Origin of the sequence: Saezia sanguinis (genome assembly GCF_963921665.1) — a bacterium.
GTDB lineage: Bacteria > Pseudomonadota > Gammaproteobacteria > Burkholderiales > Burkholderiaceae_C > Saezia > Saezia sanguinis.
Genome location: NZ_CAWUGC010000010.1, coordinates 19,893 through 41,258 on the forward strand (window position 1 = coordinate 19,893; position 21,366 = coordinate 41,258).

The 21,366-nt window shown below is 54.4% G+C and carries 21 protein-coding genes; 10 read left to right on the forward strand and 11 right to left on the reverse strand.

Features of this window, described 5'->3' with window-relative positions; all coding sequences use genetic code 11:
- Positions 1-9 precede the first annotated feature (9 nt).
- Together AACY98_RS06330 and AACY98_RS06335 are read right to left on the reverse strand one after the other, a co-directional pair.
- On the reverse strand, positions 10-720 hold the full coding sequence (locus AACY98_RS06330) for an ABC transporter ATP-binding protein (RefSeq protein ID WP_239442563.1): 711 nt from the start codon (positions 718-720) through the stop codon (positions 10-12).
- Positions 713-2,005: a lipoprotein-releasing ABC transporter permease subunit gene (locus AACY98_RS06335; RefSeq protein ID WP_126981080.1), complete on the reverse strand. Its 1,293-nt coding sequence runs from the start codon at positions 2,003-2,005 to the stop codon at positions 713-715. The genes AACY98_RS06330 and AACY98_RS06335 overlap by 8 nt, the downstream gene beginning before the upstream one ends.
- Before the next feature lie 115 nt (positions 2,006-2,120).
- Between AACY98_RS06335 and AACY98_RS06340 the strand changes: the two genes are divergently transcribed.
- The 4 genes from AACY98_RS06340 (at position 2,121) to AACY98_RS06355 (ending at position 6,469) form a co-directional block, all read left to right on the forward strand.
- Complete coding sequence (locus AACY98_RS06340) at positions 2,121-2,999, forward strand: NAD kinase (RefSeq protein WP_126981081.1); 879 nt, start codon at positions 2,121-2,123, stop codon at positions 2,997-2,999.
- 113 nt (positions 3,000-3,112) lie between these two features.
- Entirely contained in the window at positions 3,113-4,780 is a 1,668-nt protein-coding gene (recN, locus tag AACY98_RS06345; RefSeq protein ID WP_339802994.1) for a DNA repair protein RecN, read from the forward strand.
- A 37-nt stretch (positions 4,781-4,817) separates the two neighbouring features.
- Positions 4,818-5,744, forward strand: coding sequence for an RNase adapter RapZ (gene rapZ / locus AACY98_RS06350; RefSeq protein WP_339802996.1), 927 nt, complete (start codon positions 4,818-4,820; stop codon positions 5,742-5,744).
- Positions 5,745-5,839: 95 nt separating this feature from the next.
- On the forward strand, positions 5,840-6,469 hold the full coding sequence (locus tag AACY98_RS06355) for an LON peptidase substrate-binding domain-containing protein (RefSeq protein WP_339802998.1): 630 nt from the start codon (positions 5,840-5,842) through the stop codon (positions 6,467-6,469).
- A 71-nt stretch (positions 6,470-6,540) separates the two neighbouring features.
- Here the strand turns inward: AACY98_RS06355 and AACY98_RS06360 are convergent, their stop codons facing one another.
- Positions 6,541-6,813, reverse strand: a complete 273-nt coding sequence (locus tag AACY98_RS06360) for a biotin/lipoyl-containing protein (RefSeq protein WP_204250918.1) — start codon at positions 6,811-6,813, stop codon at positions 6,541-6,543.
- 436 nt (positions 6,814-7,249) lie between these two features.
- Between AACY98_RS06360 and AACY98_RS06365 the strand changes: the two genes are divergently transcribed.
- Complete coding sequence (locus tag AACY98_RS06365) at positions 7,250-8,716, forward strand: SLC13 family permease (protein ID WP_339803001.1); 1,467 nt, start codon at positions 7,250-7,252, stop codon at positions 8,714-8,716.
- Between the two features lie 103 nt (positions 8,717-8,819).
- Here AACY98_RS06365 and AACY98_RS06370 read toward each other — a convergent pair whose 3' ends face one another.
- The 3 genes from AACY98_RS06370 to AACY98_RS06380 form a co-directional block, all read right to left on the reverse strand.
- The gene (locus AACY98_RS06370; protein WP_339803003.1) at positions 8,820-9,152 is read right to left on the reverse strand and encodes a hypothetical protein; all 333 of its coding nucleotides are present in this window, start codon (positions 9,150-9,152) and stop codon (positions 8,820-8,822) included.
- A gap of 108 nt (positions 9,153-9,260) precedes the next feature.
- Positions 9,261-9,605, reverse strand: a complete 345-nt coding sequence (locus AACY98_RS06375) for a hypothetical protein (protein WP_339803006.1) — start codon at positions 9,603-9,605, stop codon at positions 9,261-9,263.
- Positions 9,606-9,709: 104 nt separating this feature from the next.
- Positions 9,710-10,135, reverse strand: a complete 426-nt coding sequence (locus tag AACY98_RS06380) for a hypothetical protein (RefSeq protein WP_339803009.1) — start codon at positions 10,133-10,135, stop codon at positions 9,710-9,712.
- Between the two features lie 389 nt (positions 10,136-10,524).
- On the opposite strand from AACY98_RS06380, the gene AACY98_RS06385 reads away from it, so the two are divergent.
- Complete coding sequence (locus tag AACY98_RS06385) at positions 10,525-12,462, forward strand: PhoX family protein (RefSeq protein ID WP_339803011.1); 1,938 nt, start codon at positions 10,525-10,527, stop codon at positions 12,460-12,462.
- Between the two features lie 152 nt (positions 12,463-12,614).
- On the opposite strand, the gene fdhE is transcribed toward AACY98_RS06385, so the two are convergent.
- From fdhE to fdnG, 4 genes are all read right to left on the reverse strand, one after another.
- A complete protein-coding gene (fdhE, locus tag AACY98_RS06390; protein WP_339803014.1) occupies positions 12,615-13,514 on the reverse strand; it encodes a formate dehydrogenase accessory protein FdhE in 900 nt (299 codons plus the stop codon).
- A gap of 107 nt (positions 13,515-13,621) precedes the next feature.
- Positions 13,622-14,305, reverse strand: coding sequence for a formate dehydrogenase subunit gamma (locus AACY98_RS06395; RefSeq protein WP_339803097.1), 684 nt, complete (start codon positions 14,303-14,305; stop codon positions 13,622-13,624).
- The gene (gene fdxH, locus AACY98_RS06400; RefSeq protein WP_126981090.1) at positions 14,292-15,248 is read right to left on the reverse strand and encodes a formate dehydrogenase subunit beta; all 957 of its coding nucleotides are present in this window, start codon (positions 15,246-15,248) and stop codon (positions 14,292-14,294) included. Before fdxH ends, AACY98_RS06395 begins: the two co-directional genes overlap by 14 nt.
- A gap of 10 nt (positions 15,249-15,258) precedes the next feature.
- Entirely contained in the window at positions 15,259-18,312 is a 3,054-nt protein-coding gene (gene fdnG, locus AACY98_RS06405) for a formate dehydrogenase-N subunit alpha (RefSeq protein ID WP_339803017.1), read from the reverse strand.
- 367 nt (positions 18,313-18,679) lie between these two features.
- Between fdnG and AACY98_RS06410 the strand changes: the two genes are divergently transcribed.
- Complete coding sequence (locus AACY98_RS06410) at positions 18,680-19,363, forward strand: helix-turn-helix transcriptional regulator (RefSeq protein ID WP_339803019.1); 684 nt, start codon at positions 18,680-18,682, stop codon at positions 19,361-19,363.
- A gap of 30 nt (positions 19,364-19,393) precedes the next feature.
- Here the strand turns inward: AACY98_RS06410 and AACY98_RS06415 are convergent, their stop codons facing one another.
- Positions 19,394-19,933 carry a cysteine hydrolase family protein gene (locus AACY98_RS06415; protein WP_339803022.1) on the reverse strand — a complete coding sequence of 180 codons (540 nt, stop codon included), beginning with the start codon at positions 19,931-19,933 and terminating at the stop codon, positions 19,394-19,396.
- Positions 19,934-20,155: 222 nt separating this feature from the next.
- Here AACY98_RS06415 and AACY98_RS06420 point away from each other — a divergent pair, with 222 nt between their 5' ends.
- The 3 genes from AACY98_RS06420 to AACY98_RS06430 all read left to right on the forward strand — a co-directional run bounded on the left by AACY98_RS06420 (position 20,156) and on the right by AACY98_RS06430 (position 21,352).
- Positions 20,156-20,542, forward strand: a complete 387-nt coding sequence (locus AACY98_RS06420; protein WP_339803025.1) for a VOC family protein — start codon at positions 20,156-20,158, stop codon at positions 20,540-20,542.
- 43 nt (positions 20,543-20,585) lie between these two features.
- A complete protein-coding gene (locus tag AACY98_RS06425; protein WP_339803028.1) occupies positions 20,586-21,056 on the forward strand; it encodes an EVE domain-containing protein in 471 nt (156 codons plus the stop codon).
- Positions 21,057-21,160: 104 nt separating this feature from the next.
- Positions 21,161-21,352, forward strand: coding sequence for a hypothetical protein (locus tag AACY98_RS06430; RefSeq protein WP_126981095.1), 192 nt, complete (start codon positions 21,161-21,163; stop codon positions 21,350-21,352).
- The last annotated feature ends 14 nt before the right edge of the window (positions 21,353-21,366 follow it).

Here is a 21,366-nt window from a genome sequence, read left to right on the forward strand (position 1 = left end):
CCGTAATGGTTACGTTGCGCTAAACTGCCCCTGATCCAGACGAACCACCTGCCCGCATCGCTCGGCCAGCGCCTCATCGTGCGTCACAACAACAAATGCCGTGCCCTTTTCCTGCGCCATTTCCAGCATCAGGTTAAACACAATATCTGCGGTGTTCCTGTCAAGGTTGCCGGTAGGCTCATCAGCCAGAACACAGGCCGGGCCAGTCACCAAAGAGCGTGCAATCGCAACGCGCTGCCGCTCCCCACCGGAGAGTTCAGACGGGCGGTGCTGCGCGCGCTGCTTCAGTCCGACACGCTCCAGCACCTCGAGCGCCTGCGCGCGGGCAGCTTCTGTCGTCATCCGCCGGATTCGCAGCGGCATTGCCACGTTGTCCAGTGCGGTCAACTCCGGCAACAAATGGTGAAACTGATAGACAAACCCCATATACCGGTTCCGCCATACGCCCTGCTGGGCCACCGACATGCTGGTGTACGGGCGCCCCATCAGGCTGATCTGCCCCGTGGTGGGCTTATCCAGCCCGCCCAGCAAATGCAGCAGCGTACTTTTGCCGGACCCTGACGCCCCTACAATCGCCAGCGTTTCGCCCCTGTTCACCGTCAGGTCTACACCGCTAAGCACAGTGACGTCAATGCGTCCGGCACCACTGCCTTCCACAAAACGCTTGCTCAGGTTCTGCGCCTGCAATACGGTGACAGGTGTCATCAAATCGTTATTCATAACGCAGTGCCTCCGCCGGGTTCACGCGTGACGCCCGCCAGCTCGGATAGATGGTTGCCACAAAAGCCAGCGCCAAAGAAATGGCGGTAATCGTCAAAATATCCGACAGGCGCGGGTCGCTGGGCAGATAGTTCAGGAAATAAACCCCGCCATCAATAAAACGCACGCCGAACAGCGCCTCAATAAAGCCCACAATCGGGCCGACATAGTAGGCGATCAGCGTGCCAAAACCAACGCCCAGGAAAGTGCCGAGCACCCCGACGGTTGCCCCCTGCACCATGAAAATGCTCATGATAGAAGCCGGCCGCGCGCCCAGCGTGCGCAAAATGGCGATATCGGCCCGCTTATCGGTTACCGTCATCACCAGCGTGGATACCAGGTTAAACGCCGCCACCGCCACAATCAGCGTCAAAATAATGAACAGCATGCGCCGCTCGACCTGCACCGCCTTGAACCACTCCTGATTTTCGCGCGTCCAGTCCGTCACATACAGCCCTCTGGAATCCTTTACCGCCTGCGCCATATCGGGCTGCCCCAAACGTTGCCGGATTGCCTGATTGACCTGCTGCGCCCGCTGCATGTCGCTGATTTCCACCCGGATGCCTGTCGGCCCATCGACACGGAACAGGCGCTGCGCATCCTCAATATTGATCATCACCATACCAGCGTCATACTGGTAATGGCCGGAGCTGAAAATGCCCACCACCGTCATCTGCTTGAGCCTGGGCATCACACCAGCCGGCGTCATCTGCCCGGTAGGGGCCACAATGGTGACCTGCCCGCCCACCTGTACCCGCAGTTGTCTGGCCAGCACATCGCCCAGAATAATGCCAAAACTGCCCGGAGCCAGTTTTTGCAGATCACCCCGCTGGTGAAGCTGTGCCGCTACTTCGGTGATATGCGCTTCCTGCTGCGGGTCAATGCCGCTGACAATGGCGCCAATCATTTCATCGCCGTTGGTCAACAGCACCTGCTCCTGCACCAGCGGCGATACCGCCAGCACTTCAGGCACCTGCTTGATGGCGGTGACAAACTGCTCCCAGTTCGGGATCCCTTCCCCTTGCAGGCTCATGACTTTGACTGCCGGCAACGCGCTGAGCATGCGGTCGCGCACATCTTTCTGGAAGCCGTTCATCACGCTGAGCACAATGATCAGTGTGGCCACCCCCAGCGCAATGCCCAGCATCGACACGCCCGAAATAAAAGAAATAAAGCCATTGCGACCACTGGCACGCCCGGCACGGGTATAACGCCAGCCTAACTGAAGCTCATAAGGAAACTGCATCTCTCACCTGTAGAAGTCCTGGGACATATGCCCGACCTAACCTCTCATTGTATTCGACAAAACTCAAAACTCCCGCTAGCATAACCCAGATCAGATATGATGTAATAAGTACACCATGGAAACACACTTTCAACACATTGCTCTGGTTGGTAAATACCAGTCACAAAGCAGCCGTGAACTGCTGGCCTCTATTGCCCAGCTCGTCACCGGCCTGGGCGCTCATGTGGTTATCGAAGCGCAAAGTGCTATAGATGCGGGATTGGAAAAAAAATTCCCCTCTCTTTCCATGGAACAGATCGGTCCGCAATGCGATCTGGTGATTGTGGTCGGCGGCGACGGCACCATGCTGGGCGTGGCCCGCAGCCTGGCTGCATACAACATGCCGCTGGTGGGCATCAACAAAGGTCGGCTCGGTTTTATCACCGACATTTCACCCAGCGCCTATGAAGAAGCGCTGCGCCAGATTCTTTCCGGCAACTACACCGAAGACAAACGCTCCATGATTTCCGCACAGGTCTGGCGTCAGGGAGAACCCATTTTTTCCGCGCTGGCACTCAATGAAGTGGTCATCAACCGTGGCAGCACCAGCGGCATGGTGGATGTCAGCGTTGAAGTCAATGACCATTTTGTCACCAACCTGTGGGCCGACGGCGTCATCGTCTCCACCCCCACCGGCTCCACCGCGTATGCCCTTTCTGTCGGTGGGCCGATTCTCTACCCCGGCATTCAGGGCTGGATACTGGCACCCATTGCACCACATACACTGTCCAACCGCCCCATCGTACTGCCTGATGACGGCATTGTCACGCTCGAACTTGTGGCCGGGCGCGAGTCCAGCGCCACTTTTGACACGCAATCGCTTGCCAACCTGCAGTTGGGCGACCAGGTCATACTCACCGCAGCCGACCAGAGAGTGCGCTTTTTGCACCCACTGGACTGGAGCTACTACGAAACCCTGCGCAACAAACTGCGCTGGTATGCCGGCAACAACTAAAGCCCAACCCGTTAACCCATTTTGGCCATCACAACAGCATCAACAGAGTTTGTGCTTTTCATTACAATGGCACTTATCGTGTTTTTTGCCCCTGTTTGTGACGGAAATTATTCATGCTGCGTCAACTGATTTTGCGCGACTTTGTCCTGGTAGACGAACTTGAGCTGGATTTGCACGCCGGTTTTACCGTGCTCACCGGCGAAACAGGTGCAGGCAAATCCATTCTGATCGACGCATTACAGCTCGCACTGGGTGGGCGCAGTGACGCCGGTGTTGTACGCGAGGGACAAACCCGCGCAGAAATCAGCGTGGCTTTCAACATGCCCGAAATAGCTGGCATCAAACACTGGCTGGCAGACGCCGGCTTTGACCAGGAAGAAGACCAACTGCTGCTGCGCCGCACCATTGACAGCCAGGGCAAAAGCCGGGCCTGGATCAACGGCAGTCCGGCCACCATCGGTCAACTGCGCGAACTGGGGGAGTTTCTGGTTGACATTCACGGCCAGCACGCCTGGCAAAGCCTGACCAAACCAGAGCGTGTGCGCGAGTTGCTCGATGCTTACGGGCTGATTGACAGCAGCGCCCTGCTGCCCTTATGGCAGCAATGGCAACAGGCTGAAAACCGCCTGCGATCAGCGCAGGACAAAGCGCTGCACGCGGATCGCGAACGCGAACGCCTGAACTGGCAGATTGAGGAAGTCAGCAAACTGGCCCCGCGCGAAAATGAATGGGAAGAACTCAATACAGAGCACGAGCGGCTATCCCATGCCCAGATGCTGCTGGATGCCGCGCAAACCTCCTGCAGTGCACTCAGTGAAGAGGGAGACAGTGCCAGCGACAGACTGGGGCAGGCCATTATCGCTTTGCAAAAAGCCGCCACCCTTGACCCGCAACTGGCAGACATATTAAAAGTGGTTCAAGATGCACAGGCACTGGTCGAAGATGCCCATCACAGCCTGAATACCTGGCTGCGCCACACCGATCTGGACCCGCAACGCCTGGAAGAACTGGACCAGCGCATTGCCAGCTGGCTTTCTTTAGCGCGCCGTTACCGGCGCCAGCCGCAGGAACTACCCGCATTGCTGCAAAGCTGGCAGCACGAGCTTGCAGAACTGGAAGCCAGCTCGGACATTGCTGCACTGGAAAAAGCGGCTGAACAAGCCAAAAAAACCTGGCTGGTTGCCGCGCAGCATGTTTCTGCACAGCGCCAGCAGGCCGCGCCCAAACTCTCCAAAGCCATTACAGCTGCCATGCAGGGCCTGGGCATGGCCGGAGGCCGTTTTGAAGTCGCCATTACCCCCCTGCCACAACCCCAGGCCAGCGGCATTGACCACATTGAATTTCTGGTTGCCGGGCATACCGGCTCCACACCCAGGCCTGTCAATAAGGTCGCTTCCGGCGGTGAACTGTCCCGCCTGGCACTGGCGATTGCCGTCACCACCAGTCAACTGGGGCATACCCCCACCCTGATTTTTGACGAAATTGATTCCGGCATTGGCGGCAGCGTTGCTCAAACGGTCGGACTGCTGATGCAGCAACTGGGCAAAGAACGCCAGGTGCTGGCCGTAACGCACTTGCCGCAAGTAGCCGCCAGCGCACACCACCACTGGGTTGTCAGCAAACAGACTTCAGGCAAAACCACCACCAGCCAGATTACGCCGGTCAACGAAAGCAACCGGGTCACTGAAATTGCGCGCATGCTGGGAGGCGATGCCACCTCTCAGGCAGGTCTGGCACATGCACAGGAAATGCTGCATGCCGCCCATACAGGCACACGCTGACTGAGCCGCTGCACATCCATAACACCAGGAGCAACACATGCCATCTTCTGCCACCACTGCGACAACCTCAGCGGATACCTATCCCCCGCTGAACCTGGTTCTCATTACCGGCATGTCCGGCGCGGGCAAATCAGTGGCTTTGCGCGCGCTGGAAGATACCGGCTATTTCTGTGTGGACAACCTGCCGCCGGAACTGATTGTGCAACTGCTGCAAACCCTGCAAATGCAGCAACAGCAAAGAAGGCGCCATGTCGCCATTGCAGTGGATGGGCGCAGCGCCGCTTCATTGCCGCTACTGCCGCAGATTCTGCGCGGGCTGGAAGGTGCCGCCATTGACGTGAAACTGCTGTATCTGGACGCCAGTGACGAATCGCTGGTCCGGCGGTTTTCCGAAACGCGTCGTCGCCATCCGCTGTCCACCCTGAGCGCCGATGCATCATCCGGCGACCGCCACCAGGCACTGGCAGAAGCCATTTCACAGGAGCGGGAACTGCTGGCTGAGCTGAAATCGCTTGGCTCCAGCATTGACACCAGCCTGCTGCGCCCTTCCCAGCTGCAAAGCTGGGTTAAAACGGTGGTCGAAACCCCTAAAAGCAACCTGACACTGGTATTTGAATCATTTGCGTTCAAACGGGGGATTCCGGTCGACGCCGATTATGTGTTTGATGTGCGCATTCTCCCCAACCCTTATTACGTAGCAGAACTGCGCCCGCTGAACGGCAAGGACCAGGCCATCCAGCAATGGCTGGAACAATCCGACGCCGTTAACCAGATGCTTGCACAACTGACACACTTTCTGCAGGAATGGCTGCCTGCTTTTATCAATGACCACCGCAGCTACCTGACGGTTGCCATCGGCTGCACCGGCGGACAACACCGCTCCGTCTACTTTGTGGAAAAACTGGCACAACACTTTGGCAAAGACCATCCGACCATTATCCGGCACCGTGAAATTGATGCCTGATTCCGGTATCTTCACGGTATCTCCACAGCCATTGCCCGGCAATCCGTTAAGATAACCACTTATATATTGCCTTATTGACCCGTTACTGGACTGACATGACCCCTTCAGAATCTGCTGCAACCATCACCCTGCCCTTGTTCCCTTTGAAATATGTATTATTTCCCCAGGGGCAACTGGCGCTGCAGGTTTTTGAGGCCCGCTACCTGGACCTGGTCAGCGCCTGCCTGAAAACCCAGGCCCCGTTTGGAGTGGTCACTTTGGAAGAAGGCCATGAGGTGCGCGTTGCCAATGAAACACCCCGCCTGTCCCCCATGGGAACCCTGGCCGTTATTACCGCAACCGAGGCAGATAAAAACCAGGTGCTGCATCTTCAATGCCTGGGAACGCAGCGCTTCAGCTATGCATCCTTAAAAACCGGGCCTAACGGGCTGTGGATTGCGCAGGATGCCACGCTCATTGCCCCCGACTTGCCGGAATCCATCCCCGCACCCTTACAGCATTGCAGCGATACGCTGCAGCAAATCACAACGGCGCTGATCGTTCAGGGCAAAAACAATTTCACCCAACCTTACCAGTTTGCCGATGCCGGCTGGGTCGCCAACCGTTGGGCAGAGCTGTTACCGCTGGATACAGCACAACGGCTCGAATTACTGCAAACATCCAACCCGGTCCAACGACTGACCATCATTGCAGCGCATCTTCAAAAAGCGCACATCAGCGGCTAAAGCCAAACCTGCAATCAACAACACGGAAAGCCGCAGTACCTTCAAGGTACTGCGCAGGCGCATACACGCGCTCATTGCACCTCTATGCGCACGATCACCTGCTCAGGGTCCAGCAGATCACCGTCCTGAACCAATACTTCAAGCACCGTACCACTTTCGGGTGAAGGAATTTCCAACCCCACCTTATTGGTCTCAAGCACCATCAGCGCATCACCATGCTTTACCTCCTGGCCGGGGCTCACCAGCACCTCTGCAACCGTCAGCTCATCGGTCGCGCAGTTGCCGCAGGTATCCCAGCAAGGCGGTGTTTTCGGCAGTTTGACTTCTACAATTTCAGACATCATTCACCCAACGGCAGGTCAGCATACCAGTTTAACAATCACCGTTTCTGGCACCTTGATGCAAAGCGATCATTCTGCATTTTACGCTTCGCATTGGACAACCCTTTTCCTCCAGCAGGTAACGCAGCAACGGACCCATTGCTGTCTTATTTGGGGTCTCATCATCCAAAATGCAAATCTCGCTCGATAAGAACGAATTCATTTTTTCTTGTGAGCATGCTGCATATTTAAGCGCATGCAAAAATTTTTGAAATCAACTTACCAAAACCAATCACTTAAATTAATTTATTTTATTTCAATTAGTTAGCATAAATTTTTAAACTAATTGGCAGTCGTTTCCAAAAAGTTGACGAGGGTAATCCCTTAGATGAAAAATTCTCTTTCTTCCTTAAAGTCGCAGACTGGGATTTTATTTAGTTTGTATTTTAGGTAACTGCTTATGACTACTACACAAGAACCTTCAGCACGCCACATGAATTTGGCAGCATGGGTCGGCTTTTTTCTGGGGCCACTTCTTTTACTGATATGCATTGTGACACCGCCCCCGGGAGACATGTCGCAAGCCGCCTGGTATACCGTGGGCATGACATTGTTAATGGCCGTCTGGTGGGCAACGGAAGCCATACCCATTCCGGCCACATCACTGCTGCCCATTCTGCTGATTCCACTGCTGGGCATTGACTCTTTAGGCAAGGCCACCTCGCCTTATGCCAACTCGACCATTTTCCTGTTCATGGGCGGGTTCATCATCGGCCTGGCGCTGGAGCGCTGGAACCTGCACAAACGCATTGCACTGGTCACGCTGTTGGCTGTGGGCAGCGGACCCAAAGCACAGGTTGCCGGGTTCATGATCGCTACGGCTTTTATCAGCATGTGGGTCAGCAATACCGCAACCGCCATCATGATGCTGCCGATTGGCCTGTCAATTGTCGACATGCTCACCAGCGACAAGGATGACAAAGGGGAAAAAGAACGTTTTGCTACCGCCTTGCTCCTGGGTATTGCCTATGCAGCCAGTATCGGTGGTATCGCCACCTTGATCGGCACTCCTCCCAATGCGTTGCTGGCAGGTTTTCTGAATGAGAACTACCAGATTCAGATTGGATTTGGCACCTGGATGGCGCTGGGCGTTCCTGTGAGCCTCATCATGCTGATAGTGGCCTGGTGGTGGCTCACACGCAAAAACTTCCGCATCACCGGTGGTGGTTCACAAGAAGTTCTGCGCAAGGAACTCAAGGAAATGGGCCCCATTACGCTGGGCGAAAAACTGGTTGGACTCGTTTTCCTGGTCACCTCACTGTGCTGGATTTTTCAGCCCATTTTGAAAAAATATGTTCCGGGTGCAAACGACACCACCATTGCCATTGCTGCTGCACTGGCGCTGTTCCTGATCCCGGCCAATCTGAAACACCGCGTGTTTTTGATGGACTGGAAATCAGCCAATCGACTGCCCTGGGGGGTATTGCTGCTGTTTGGCGGCGGCCTGTCCATGGCTGCAGCCATTGGTTCCAGCGGCCTGGCGACCTGGATTGCCACCAACGTCGGCGGCATTGCCGGTGGCATGTCCACACTGATGATCATGATTCTGGTCGTTACCGTGATCATGTTCCTCACAGAAGTCACGTCCAACACCGCCACTGCAGCAACCTTCCTGCCGCTGATGGGCGCGCTAGCTGTGGCTCAGGGCATGTCCCCGACATTATTGGCCATTCCAACAGCCATTGCTGCAAGTTGTGCGTTCATGATGCCGGTGGCCACACCACCTAACGCGATTGTGTTTGGTACCGGCAGAATGAAAATATCCTCCATGATCAAAGCCGGCTTTTTCCTGAACATGGTTGGCATTGTCGTGGTAACCGGGCTTTGCTACCTGCTCATTGGGGTGCTCTGGAGCGTCACTTCATAGTTTCTGAGCGCATCAATACAAAAAGGCATGGAGTCAAATCCATGCCTTTTCTCTTGCTGCATCTTGCGACCAAAAAATCGCTTGTACTGTGGCTGATGCGGTATCAGTTAAAAGTACAGCCCTTTGCCGCATATTCATCTTTGGCCTGCTGCAAAGCCTGTGTGCATTGCTGGGCCACAACCGACTTGTCCGGCGCGGCTGCAAATGCACGGCTGGCTTCATTCAGCCCGGCAACCAGCTCCGCATATTCGCTGGCTGGTATCTGCGTTTTGATACACGCTTCGATCTGCACAAAATACGAATCACACTCAGGGATTCCTGACGGCTGTATGGCAGACTCCCCCAGCGTCGCAGCATTCTGCGCATACGCGGCAGGTAATGCCACAAACATTCCCAATGCCAATGGGCACAGCCAGCGGCTCAAATTTTTAACCATTTTTTCTACCTTATCTCAAATCACAGGCACTATTTACCGTCAGTGGAATTTCCATCCATCTTTGGCTTCCCGCCAGACCGTTTAGAAATTACAGCCTGGGTCGCCTCTCTACAGGCTGCAGCCCAATGCCTTCATCTGCTCATCCAGGCTGTTCAAGCTCTGCTGGCACTGTTCCTTAAGCTGATCCTGATTGTCTGCCTGCGCCATCATGCTTTGCAGTTGCTGTAAAGACTGGTTCAATTGTTGCTGCTCTTGCTGTGAGACCTGGCTGTTCACACATGCCTGCATTTTTGTGAAATATTGCTCACATTCCGGAAAAATAAATCCGGTCTCACCGCCAGCAGGTGTACCTGGTGACGTACCTGTGGCCTGTTCGTCAGACTTGTCGCAGGCACTCAGCGCCATGACCATCACCACAGCAACAGGGGCCCATCTCCATTGGATATATTTCATTTGCCTAAAGCTCCAAGATTGACAGTCATTTCACCAAGAAAAAGGGCCTATTGGCATGCAATGCCCACAGGCCCTGATTCATCGGATAACCCAACAGGCTTTAATTAGAATGAGCAGCCCATTGCGCCAAACTGCTGTTTAGCAGCATCCATGGCCTGTTTGCATGCTTCTGCCAGAGCAGATTTGTCTTCAATCTGTGCCCAGCCAGCTTTAACCTGATCCAGGCCGCTGACCATGGCTTCACGCTGACCAGCAGGAATATGCTGTTCATAGCAAGCCAGAACTTTTTCCAGATATTCATCACACTCAGCCACACCGGTTGAATCTGCAGTCGCAGCAGGCTCTTCTGCTGGGGCAGCAGGTTCGGCGGCCGGAGCAGCAGGCTCAGCAGGAGCGGCTGCGGGTTCAGCAGGCGCTGCAGCCGGAGCAGGTGTGGAAGTTGCGGCTGTGGTGGAAGAATCGCTCTTATTGTCACAGGCGGCTAATGCAAATGCGGCCAGAATAGATAAGAAAAGTAATTTAATTTTCATGGTTTGATTTTCCCTTAGTATAAAACAACGTTAAGAACAAAACTGTCCTCTGACAATACACAAAAAAATAAGCTTCTGCCCCATCAGCCGGACATGTTACATGCCGATGGTGAGGCAGGCTTCATTGACTGCAGACTGTCACCCTTCAAGAGATTGGAACACTTCAATCATGCCTGGGCACTGATAAAAACATCCATACCCAAACATCAGGATCAAAGGATTTTACCCTTTTATTTAATTTTGGCAAAAATTCGCTCCCTTTTCTGCCACAAACAGCCATTCGATGCAGGAAGGTTTCTGTTTGTCATCATCTTGTCACAGCCGCTTTCTACACTCCAGTTACCTTCTCTTTCTATCTCTCTATATGAAATGATCTGGAGTTCCCCACAATGCAAAACGTCAAACAACCAACACGCCGCCGCTTACTGCAACTGATGGGAACCATCCCCATGGTTCCGATGATTGGCACAGGTAGTGCCGCTTTATTTACCTCGCTGCAGGCCCAGGCAGGCCTTTCAGGTTCTGCCCGGGCAATGCCATTCGTTTCTGCTTCATTCATTCCAATGGCTGCCCCCGATCTGGCGCATGCAGCCGATATGGCCACCACAGCAGTCAACTCCAAATTGGAGCTGCTCACCCATTCAGGAGAAAAGCAGACTCATCAACTGGCTTATCACCCGTTCTTTACCACCGGCGATATGCTGCCTGACGGACAGGGCGGACAACTTCTGGCCGGAGGGTATTACGATATTCACAACCGCCCTATCATCGATACATCCGTCCCCGGGAAAGAGCGGCATTTCTATTCCGACAGCCCGGATGGTTCTTCTCTGCTGACACTGCCAAATGCGCAGGTTGCCGGTGTCAAAGGCAACACGGTATTTGCCGTGGTACAGTTTGAATACGCCACACGTGACCAGAACGGCAATGATGTATACAAACATCTGCCCGCCCCCATTGCGGTACTGACACTGGACCAAAACCCAGACAGCGGCGAACTCACCTTGGTCAAGTACAGCCATGTGGACACCTCTGCCGTGCATGGTTTATGGACCCCCTGCGGTGCCAGCCTGTCACCTTGGAACACACACCTGTCCAGCGAAGAATATGAGCCGGATGCTGCCAACATTGCCAATGACAAGGCGTTCCAGTCATTCGGCCAGAACCTGTATGGCAACGCGGCACAGGCCAACCCGTACCATTACGGACATATTCCTGAAGTTATCGTCAATCCTGACGGCTCCGGCACGGTCATTAAACATTACAACATGGGCCGCATTTCGCACGAACTGATTCAGGTCATGCCCGACGAACGTACCGCACTGATGGGCGATGATGCGACCAACGGCGGATTGTTCATGTTTGTTGCAGACCGGCCACGCGACCTTTCCAGCGGAACCTTGTACGTTGCCAAATGGCACCAGACTTCGGGTGTTGGCCCCGGTGCAGCAGACCTGAGCTGGGTTAACCTGGGGCATGCCAGCAGTCAGGAGATCGAAGCACTTGCCGACAAATTAACCATTGCCGACATCATGGAGGTCCGCACCACCGACCCGCAGGACAGCAGCTTCACCAAAATTCCATTTGACGGCAAATTCAACTGGATTCGCATCAACCCCGGCATGGAAAAAGCGGCCGCCTTCCTGGAAACCCACCGTTACGCCGCTTACAAGGGCGGCAGCATGGGGTTCACCAAAATGGAAGGAACCACGGTCAATGCACGCGACAAAATCGCCTACAGCGCAATGGCCTATATTCAAAGCAGCATGCTCAACGGCTCGGGAGATATCCAGGTGCAGGGCCCCAAGTCCGGCGCCGTATATGCGCTGCCAATGGAAAGCGGGCAGAAAGACACTTCCGGACAAACCATTCGCAGTGACTGGGTTCCTGTGGCAATGTCTGCTCCTGCGGCATTGATCGGAGAAGATCTGGACACACCTGATGCGCTGGGCAACCTGGCCAACCCCGACAAAGTCGCCAACCCGGACAACATCAAATTCTCAGAAGAATACCGCACCCTGTTCATTGGTGAAGACAGCGCAATGCATGTCAACAACTTCCTCTGGGCGTACAACGTTGATACCGGCCGGCTCTCGCGCATACTCAGCACGCCTGCCGGCGCCGAATCCACCGGCTTGCAGGCAGTTGACAACATCAACGGCTGGGCTTACATCATGAGCAACTTCCAACACCCCGGCGACTGGGATGAAAAACTGCATGCCAAGGTAATGGACACACTGGACCCGCTGATACGCGCCAACTACAAAGACCGTTTTGGTGCCTCTGTTGGCTACATTGCCGCGGTATCTGCATCTCCTGCCGCATAAAGAAACAGCGCTGTCGCCAGAAACAACACAGTCAAGCAACAAACGAACAACATCCACTCTGGCACTTCATCAGCATAAAAGCCCTTGACCTTTATTTAAGGGCTCTTATGCTTTTCTTTTTTATAAGCGCCACAGCTTTACTTCTGCACGGATTATTCTGCATGCCCTTCAATGGCAGCAAAAGGCAGCAATGGGTTGAAAGAGGTGCGGGCAAACTCCGTTTGCGACATCAGCAGATCTAAGGCAAACGAGCCCAGATCATCAGCCAGCGGTTCGGTTTGCGCATTTTTCTCCTGATCAATGACCTTGCTGTAGGTATGGCACTCGGTACATGTTTCAGCCTGAATATATTCCGGCCCGTTTTCAATATGCTCATAAGCAATGCCGTTGGTCGAGCCACAATGTGTACACTTCACACGCACCATGTGCCACTCGGTTTCGCAAACTCCGCAGTGCAGGTAACGGTAGTTCTGGCCCTGCTCGCCCAGCCGGACCACGCTGACAACCGGCGCACCGCCACATGCAGGGCATGCAGAGGCCGGATCGGCATAAGGCACTGACTGTTCACTCAGTTGCGCGGCCTTGCTGGCATATACCACCTGTAAAGCAGCCGCAATAAACGGCGCATTGGCAATCACACGCGGGTACTGCGCCAAAATGGCCTGCGCCTGGGTATCCAGTTCATCAGCCGAAGCGTTCCTGAGATCTTTGATCACCTGCACCACACTGGGGAGCAAATTGCCCTGCTGCTCCAACCTCTCCAATATACAAAACAAAACCTGATGCCACAGCGGATCGAGTTTGGCAGAAGGCTCAATCAACGGCAGCTTCTGCATCCCCGTTGACAGTTCGGCCTGCATTTTCTGCACGCACTGGTGCTGTGCATCAACCAGCACAGCCATGAACCTGATATAGTCGGCAATTGCACTGTCCGCAGCCAACTGCCTTAACCGCTCAGCGCGCTGTGCAAACAACGTTTGAACTTGTGGCAGCCGGATACGGCGGATATCTGTTCCATCACGAAACTCAATAGGCGCAGGTGCTTGATTCATCTTCCAACTCAAAAATAAAAAGCCGCCAGCCGCTTTTCACAGCCAACGGCATCAACAAACAATAATACCGCCATAGCGGCCAATATAGGCCGTGTCAAAAAAGCCTGTTACCCTTTTTTGACGGCAGCCTTTTCCGCTTCGACAATTTCTTTATACCATGCCGGGTGATTATGCTTCACCCAGCCATAGCTGACCTTGCCACGGATCATGGCGCTGATCGTTCCCTGAACCCAGATCGCCGCATACACGTGAATGATGATGGTACAGATCAGGCCAAAACCGCACACCGCATGCAACAGCACGGCAGCCCGGATCAGCTCCACGGAAAAATAATGCGAAAAATAAGAACGCCAGATCACAATGCCGGTTGCCATCAGACCCAGCATCAGCCAGAACAGCGCCCAGAACAAAAACTTTTGCCCGGCGTTATAGCGCCCGGCTGGCGGTATTTTCGCTTCATTATTGCTGATCACATCCTTGAAGTTAATGATCCAGTGAATATCATCCTTGCTCAGGAAATTATGGCTGACAAACCGCACAAACAGGCCGCAGAAACTGATAAACATCAGCACCCCGATAAACGGATGCAAAATACGCGCCCAGGTACCGCTGCCAAACAGGTTGCTCAGCCAGAATGTGCCCGGGTGGAAAAACGCCAGGCCTGACAGCGCAAGCAGCACAAAACAGATGGCCACAACCCAGTGATTCAGGCGCGCACCCGCGCTGTAGCGCTCAATTGCGGGCTTGCCATCCAACTCGCTGAAACGCGCTTTTTCATTATGCTTGCTCATCATGCAACTCCTTTCTGGGAGACTCGCCTGCCGCTATCCGGCGGCCTATGGCTTCATTCTCTGCATCCTTTTCCTCTTGCTCTGTCGCTTTGTTCGGACCAAACACCACATAATGGAAGAAACCGACCAATGCGGCCATGCCCATCACACCCAGCGCCAGTGGCTTGGTCACGCCCTTCCACAAACTGACCATCGGATCAATCTTGGGCTGGTCAGGCAGGCCATGGTACAGCGAAGGCTTATCGGCATGGTGCAGCACATACATCACGTGCGTACCGCCAACGCCCTCAGGGTCGTACAAGCCGGCCTTTTCGTAGCCCCGGCTTTTCAGATCGGTAATTCGTTCGTCAGCATATTTTTTCATGTCCGTTTTGGTGCCAAAGCGAATCGCCCCGGTCGGGCAGGTTTTGGCACAGGCCGGTTCCTGCCCCACAGCCACGCGGTCTGAACACAAAGAGCATTTATACGCCTTGTGGTCCTTCTTGGAAATGCGCGGCACATTGAACGGGCAGCCCGTCATACAGTAGCCGCAGCCAATGCAGTTTTCTTCATGAAAATCCACAATGCCATTGGTATACTGCACGATTGCACCCGGCGCAGGGCACGACTTCAGGCAGCCCGGATCAGAACAATGCATACAGCCGTCTTTACGGATCAGCCACTCCAGGTTGCCGGTTTCCTCATTTTCATATTCGGTAAACCGCATCACCGTCCAGGCTTGAGCATCCAGGTCGGTCGGGTTGTCATACACGCCCACGTTGGTGCCAACCTCAGCCCGTAAATCGTTCCATTCAGAACAGGCCACCTGACAGGCTTTACAGCCGATACAGGTGGTCACATCAATGAGCTTGGCCACTTCGCCACCGGCATGCGGCTCGCGCACACTCGGGGAAGGCGTCGTGGTTGCAGAACGTCTTTTGATATCTAATGATTGCAATGCCATCGTGATCTCCTTACGCCTTTTCCACGTTCACCAGGAACGCCTTGTACTCGGGCGTCTGGGTATTACAGTCACCCACAAACGGTGACAGGCTGTTGGCCAAATATCCTGCTTTGGTATCCCCGATAAATCCCCAATGTATAGGGATGCCAATCTGATATACCACCTTACCGTCAATCGTCAGCGGCTTGATGCGTTTGGTCACCACGGCCTTGGCCTCGATATACCCGCGGTTGCTGCTCACCTTGACCGTATCGCCATGCTGAATGCCTTTCTCCTTGGCCAGCACTTCAGGCATTTCAATGAACTGCTCAGGCTGGGTAATCGCATTAAGCTTGGCATGTTTGGTCCAGTACATGAAGTGCTCCGTCAGGCGATAGGTCGTCGCCACATGCGGGAACTGCTCGCTGTCGCCCAGCCGCTCACGGTCATGTTTAAACATGCGCACAGCCGGACTGTTCAACGCCTTGGGCCCCAGCGGATTCGCTTTAAGCGGTGACTCCATCGGCTCATAATGCTCGGGGAACGGGCCATCGGTACACATGCGGGCACAGAACAGACGCCCCACGCCTTCATAATTCATGATGAACGGATTCATACCGCCGCCCGGTGGCGCGTCAATGGCATAGTCCGGCACATCGGCACCTGTCCATTTAGCGCCGTCCCAATGCAGCAAAGCACGCATCGGGTCCCAGGGGTTGCCCATCGGGTCCGCGCTGGCGCGGTTATACAGAATACGCCGGTTGGCCGGCCAGGCCCAGGCCCAGCCCGGTGTATTGCCAAAACCGGAGTCGGTATTATCGCGGCGCGCCATCTGGTTACCGGCCTGGGTAAAGCTGCCAGAAAAAATCCAGCAGGCGCATGCGGTCGAGCCATCATCGCGCAGCTCGGCAAAGCCGGATAACTGTTCGCCTTTTTTGCGAATCACTTTGCTGGCATCTTTCAGGTCGCTCACATCCGCCAGTGCCCGGCCGTTGTATTCTTTGGCCAGTTCTTCAGAGGTTGGCGCATAAGGATCGGCATAAGCCCAGTCCAGGTTCAGAATCGGGTCGGCAAATGTACCGCCCTCTTTGGCATACAGGTCACGCAAAGTCATAAACAACTCGGCCATGATCTCCTGGTCCGACTTGGCCTCGCCCGGCGGCTTGGCGCCAGCCCAGTGCCATTGCAGCCAGCGTGAGCTGTTGACAATGGCGCCATCCTCTTCGGCAAAACAGGTGCTGGGCAAACGGAACACTTCCGTTTGAATCGTTGCCGGATCCACTTTGTTGTGGTCGCCAAAATTCTTCCAGAACTCAGATGTCTCCGTTTGCAGCGGGTCAATCACCACCATGTATTTCAGTTTGGCAAGCGCCTCTCTGGTTCTGTTCACATCCGGAAACGCGGCCAATGCGTTAAAGCCCTGGCAGATGAAGCCGCTCATCTTGCCTTCACGCATCAATTCGCCCATTTGCAGCACGTCGTACATGCGGTCCCATTTGGGCAGCCAGTCAAACGCCCAGTTGTTTTCAGCGGTGGCCTTGTCACCATAAAACCATTTCATCAGGCTGACAAAAAACTTCGGCGTATTGCCCCAGTAATTCAACTGCCCCGGACGCGCTGCTTTCGGTGTAATCTGGTCAATATAGGTTGCATAGTCTGCCTGTTTCTCGCTCGGCAGGTTGATATAACCCGGCAGGCTTTGCGAAAGCAGCCCCAGGTCAGACAGCCCCTGAATGTTGGAGTGACCGCGCAATGCATTGATGCCACCGCCCACCATGCCGATATTGCCAAGCAACAACTGAATCACGGCCATGGTGCGGATATTCTGTGTGCCTACCGTATGCTGGGCCCAACCCAGTGCATACAACAGGGTAGCTGCTTTATCAGGCACGCAGGTTTCGCCCAGCATCTGCGCCACCGACTCCATGTCCTGCGGCGCCACGCCGGTAACGCGGCTGACCATTTCAGGCGTATAGCGCTCATAATGTTTTTTAAGCATCTGGAACACACAACGTGGATGCTGCAACGTCATATCCACCTTGGCATATCCGCTCTCATCGCGCTCATATTCCCATGAGGTACGGTCATAAACGCCGGTCTGTTCGTTGTAGCCGGAAAAAATGCCTTCATCAAAATCGTAATCTTCACGCACAATGAAGCTGGCATTGGTGTACGCTTTCACATACTCCCACTGCACTTTGTCATTTTTCAGAAGCCAGTTGATCACGCCGCCCAAAAATGCAATATCAGACCCCACGCGGATGGGGATATATTTATCCGCCACCGCCGCAGTACGGTTCAAACGCGGGTCCACCACCACCATGCGGGCACCGCGCTTTTTCGCCTCGATCGCCCACTTGAAGCCTACCGGGTGCGCTTCGGCCGGATTGCCGCCCATCACAAATACAAAATCAGCGTTTTTGATATCCACCCAGGTATTGGTCATGGCGCCACGACCAAACGAAGCCGCCAGTGCTGCCACCGACGGCGCATGACAAACACGCGCCTGCGCATCCAGCGCCAGAATACCCAGCGCACGCGCCACTTTCTGGGTAATGATGCCGCCCTCGTTACTGGTGGCCGAAGCGGCCAGAAACCCCAGCGACAGCCAGCGGTTCACCGTCACGCCATCAGCATTGACGCGTTCAAAATTGGCGTCGCGGTCCTCTTTCATCAGCTTGGCAATACGCTCAAGCGCTTCATGCCAGGAAATCCGCTTCCACTCGTTGGTGCCCGGCTCGCGCACTTCCGGGTACTTCAAACGCTGATCGCTGTGGATGAAATCCACCAGCCCGGCCCCCTTGGGGCACAGTGAGCCGCGGCTGACCGGATGATCCGGGTCGCCCTCAATGTGGAAAATACTCTTTTCCGCATTCATTGCGCCATCACCCAGGCTGTACATCAGCAGCCCGCAGCCCACAGAGCAGTATGGGCAGTTATTGCGCGTGACCACCGCATGCGTCAGCTTGTATTGCCTGACTTCAGCCATTGCGGCTGTCGGTGAAAAGCCCAATGCAACGAGACTGGAGCCAGCTACAGCACTGCCAGTTGCGCGAAAAAATTGCCGTCTGGATAGTTGCAACATATTAATTAGCCTTTTTCATCGTGAAATGACAGAAATGCCCACCATGCGGGAATTCCTTCTTTTATTTTGAGATCTCTTGAAACCAGGGGACTAAAACTTCTTTTAACTTTTTAATATCTTCTGGCATGCCTTAACGCTTTACCTTCAGCAGACATGCAAAAGACTTTTAATTGCATATTTAATCAATATAACTGATATAAGATATTAGATACCTTAACTCGATCATAAGAAATGATTCTCATTTATTAATTTATTTTGTTAGCCAGACTACATGCCTTCAATGGTATAAAAGCTGCACATGATGTCTATTAGGACAGATACCTACTCCATATGACGCTGGAATAGCCCCGCTCATCACATCAATACCATGTCACGCACTCAACGCCTGCTCTCTTTACTACAGATCCTGCGCCGACACCGGCACCCTGTCCAGGGGCAGCAACTGGCTGATGAACTGGGAATCAGCATTCGCACGCTGTACCGCGATATTGCCACGCTGCACGCGCAAGGGGCCGACATACAAGGCGCCCCCGGACTCGGATACACACTGCGGCCAGGTTTTACCCTGCCGCCGCTGATGTTTACCCGCCAGGAAATCGCCGCGTTGGTACTGGGCTCGCGCTGGGTAGCCAAGCGCTCAGACCCTGATCTGGCACAGGCTGCCACCGAGGCACTGACCAAAATAGCGGCCGTGCTCCCCCCAGACCTGCGTGTGGAACTTGACACCATGCCATTGCTGGTGGGGCCCGTCGACGGACCTGTCGAAAACATAGATCCGGGCATGCTGCGCCAGGCCATTCATGACGAGACCAAACTGCATATACACTACCGCGACTTGAACGGCCGCCTCACAGAACGGCTGGTCTGGCCCATTGCATTAGGGCACTTTGAACAGGTGCGCATTCTGATTGCCTGGTGCGAACTGCGCCAAGGGTTCCGGCATTTCCGTACCGACCGTATCGAGAAAATCATCCCCACGCAAACCCACTACCCCGAGCGCCGGCACACTTTACTCAATACGTGGAAAACAAGCCAGAACATACCAGGGTGATGCCTCTGCGCAAAACACCACCGCCCGAATTCAACACAACAGATCGTCCGCTGCTTTCACTTGGGCAAACAGCCCATGCAACGCTGCCAAAAAGCAATGGTGCACTTGCGCCGCAGGAATCTCCTGCCCATTAAAAGCCAGATCTCGTGTTGCGCAGGCATCATGCGCGACCGTACAGGCGTAACCCAGATCAAATGCCGCCCGGACCGTACTGTCAATGCACATATGGGTCATCATGCCCACAATCAGCACCTCTTTCACAGCAAGGCGGTCCAGCTCCTTCTGTAACAATGTATCCCGAAAACTGTTCGGGTAATTTTTCTGCAACACCAGCTCTCCAGATTGCGGCCTGACACTTTCATGTATTTCAACGCCTGGCGTTCCAGGCAAAAAGAATGTGGCATCCGGCCTGGTCGCAATGTGCTGAATATGAACAACCGGTTTTTTCTGTGCCCGAAAATGGTTTAGCAGCTTGCTGGCCTTGAGCGCCGCCGCCTCGCTTCCCACCAAAGGCAAACGTCCGCCTGGAAAATAATCATTCTGAATATCCACCAAAATCAATGCCTGCATGGCGTTCTCCTTGTTTGTCACAGCCGTCAGAAAACGCCTATTTTAACCACGCGCCATCCCCTCTCGCGCAAACGGCTTTCCGATACTTGCAAGCCATTTGCATGCTTCTCGCCGGTAAACGCATTTCTGCAACTGCTTGCACACATTGCAGCCGCTACTGCCAGAAACTGACACACCCGCCACCTAAGATACAACCTGTTCAAACAAACAGGAGCATTTTGCATGTCCCCCACCACGGCACTGACCATTTTATACGTCAACAACCCGCAAACCAGCGCCCGCTTTTACCACCAGATATTCGATCGGGAACCACTAGAGGCATCTCCCACTTTTGTGATGTTCAAAATCAATGACAACATGCTGCTGGGCCTGTGGTCGCAACATACCATGCAGCCCGCCACCAGCGCCACAGCAGGCGCCATGGAACTGGCACTGCCGGTGGCAAGCGATACTCTGGTCGACACGACTTACCAGAACTGGAAAAATGCAGGCATAGAAGGACTGCAATTCCTCCAGCCGCCAACCCGTATGGAGTTTGGCTATAACTTTGTCGCACAAGACCCCGACGGACACCGCCTGCGCATATTCCATGCCGCAGATGAAAACTGAGCCAACGCCTTGCATATATATCAACTGGCATATGCCTGAAGCCATGACACAACCGCCTGACACCGGCCCTGCCTGCCATTACTGGCTGGCAGTTGCCTCGGCTAACCATGTCGCGCTGGGGCGCGAGCAGGGCTTTATGCAGGTGTGTCATGGCAAACCTGCGCCACTGCGTCGCATCCATGCGGGCGACGGTGTGGTTTACTACTCGCCCACCGCCACCTTCGGACAAAAAAACACGCTGCGGGCATTCACAGCCGCCGGGGTCGTTACATCGAAAACACCTTATCAGGCCCAGATGGGAGAACACTTCTTCCCATGGCGGCATGATGTGCGCTGGTATGTGACAACTCCTGCGCCGATCGCACCGTTACGCACCCAACTGGAACTCACAGTCGGAAAAACCAACTGGGGTTATTCATTGCGCTTTGGGTTGGTCAGAATCAGCCCACAGGACTTTGCCCATATCCTCTTGCACATGCAAGCATCTTCCACGCTGGAAAACACACCGCTGTGATCCTTTACTGCAACATACGGCATTGTCTTAGCCGCCCGCCACTTTTATAATCTACTTCCCGCGGCAAAAAATACCTGCTGCGGCATGAACCTAAAGGAAACACCATGAAAACCAGGCACAAGACACTTGTTCCACGCAACCCTTATGCGGCTGCGGCAGCCCAGAAGAAGGCCGGAACACATGAAAAAAGCACTAAAGCCAAACGGCAGCAGGCTAAGCGACAGTTACGGGCACTGCTCGATACACCAGATAAAGGCGGGAATAACCCGCCTTTATTCTTTTGGGCGTTTGCTTAACCGGCGATACAGAT

Excerpts from the sequence above, each read along its gene's own strand:
- AACY98_RS06330 (WP_239442563.1), bottom strand. The coding sequence starts at position 720 with ATGAATAACGATTTGATGACACCTGTCACCGTATTGCAGGCGCAGAAC.
- AACY98_RS06335 (WP_126981080.1), bottom strand. The coding sequence starts at position 2,005 with ATGCAGTTTCCTTATGAGCTTCAGTTAGGCTGGCGTTATACCCGTGCC.
- AACY98_RS06340 (WP_126981081.1), top strand. The coding sequence starts at position 2,121 with ATGGAAACACACTTTCAACACATTGCTCTGGTTGGTAAATACCAGTCA.
- recN (WP_339802994.1), top strand. The coding sequence starts at position 3,113 with ATGCTGCGTCAACTGATTTTGCGCGACTTTGTCCTGGTAGACGAACTT.
- rapZ (WP_339802996.1), top strand. The coding sequence starts at position 4,818 with ATGCCATCTTCTGCCACCACTGCGACAACCTCAGCGGATACCTATCCC.
- AACY98_RS06355 (WP_339802998.1), top strand. The coding sequence starts at position 5,840 with ATGACCCCTTCAGAATCTGCTGCAACCATCACCCTGCCCTTGTTCCCT.
- AACY98_RS06360 (WP_204250918.1), bottom strand. The coding sequence starts at position 6,813 with ATGATGTCTGAAATTGTAGAAGTCAAACTGCCGAAAACACCGCCTTGC.
- AACY98_RS06365 (WP_339803001.1), top strand. The coding sequence starts at position 7,250 with ATGACTACTACACAAGAACCTTCAGCACGCCACATGAATTTGGCAGCA.
- AACY98_RS06370 (WP_339803003.1), bottom strand. The coding sequence starts at position 9,152 with ATGGTTAAAAATTTGAGCCGCTGGCTGTGCCCATTGGCATTGGGAATG.
- AACY98_RS06375 (WP_339803006.1), bottom strand. The coding sequence starts at position 9,605 with ATGAAATATATCCAATGGAGATGGGCCCCTGTTGCTGTGGTGATGGTC.
- AACY98_RS06380 (WP_339803009.1), bottom strand. The coding sequence starts at position 10,135 with ATGAAAATTAAATTACTTTTCTTATCTATTCTGGCCGCATTTGCATTA.
- AACY98_RS06385 (WP_339803011.1), top strand. The coding sequence starts at position 10,525 with ATGCAAAACGTCAAACAACCAACACGCCGCCGCTTACTGCAACTGATG.
- fdhE (WP_339803014.1), bottom strand. The coding sequence starts at position 13,514 with ATGAATCAAGCACCTGCGCCTATTGAGTTTCGTGATGGAACAGATATC.
- AACY98_RS06395 (WP_339803097.1), bottom strand. The coding sequence starts at position 14,305 with ATGAGCAAGCATAATGAAAAAGCGCGTTTCAGCGAGTTGGATGGCAAG.
- fdxH (WP_126981090.1), bottom strand. The coding sequence starts at position 15,248 with ATGGCATTGCAATCATTAGATATCAAAAGACGTTCTGCAACCACGACG.
- fdnG (WP_339803017.1), bottom strand. The coding sequence starts at position 18,312 with ATGTTGCAACTATCCAGACGGCAATTTTTTCGCGCAACTGGCAGTGCT.
- AACY98_RS06410 (WP_339803019.1), top strand. The coding sequence starts at position 18,680 with ATGTCACGCACTCAACGCCTGCTCTCTTTACTACAGATCCTGCGCCGA.
- AACY98_RS06415 (WP_339803022.1), bottom strand. The coding sequence starts at position 19,933 with ATGCAGGCATTGATTTTGGTGGATATTCAGAATGATTATTTTCCAGGC.
- AACY98_RS06420 (WP_339803025.1), top strand. The coding sequence starts at position 20,156 with ATGTCCCCCACCACGGCACTGACCATTTTATACGTCAACAACCCGCAA.
- AACY98_RS06425 (WP_339803028.1), top strand. The coding sequence starts at position 20,586 with ATGACACAACCGCCTGACACCGGCCCTGCCTGCCATTACTGGCTGGCA.
- AACY98_RS06430 (WP_126981095.1), top strand. The coding sequence starts at position 21,161 with ATGAAAACCAGGCACAAGACACTTGTTCCACGCAACCCTTATGCGGCT.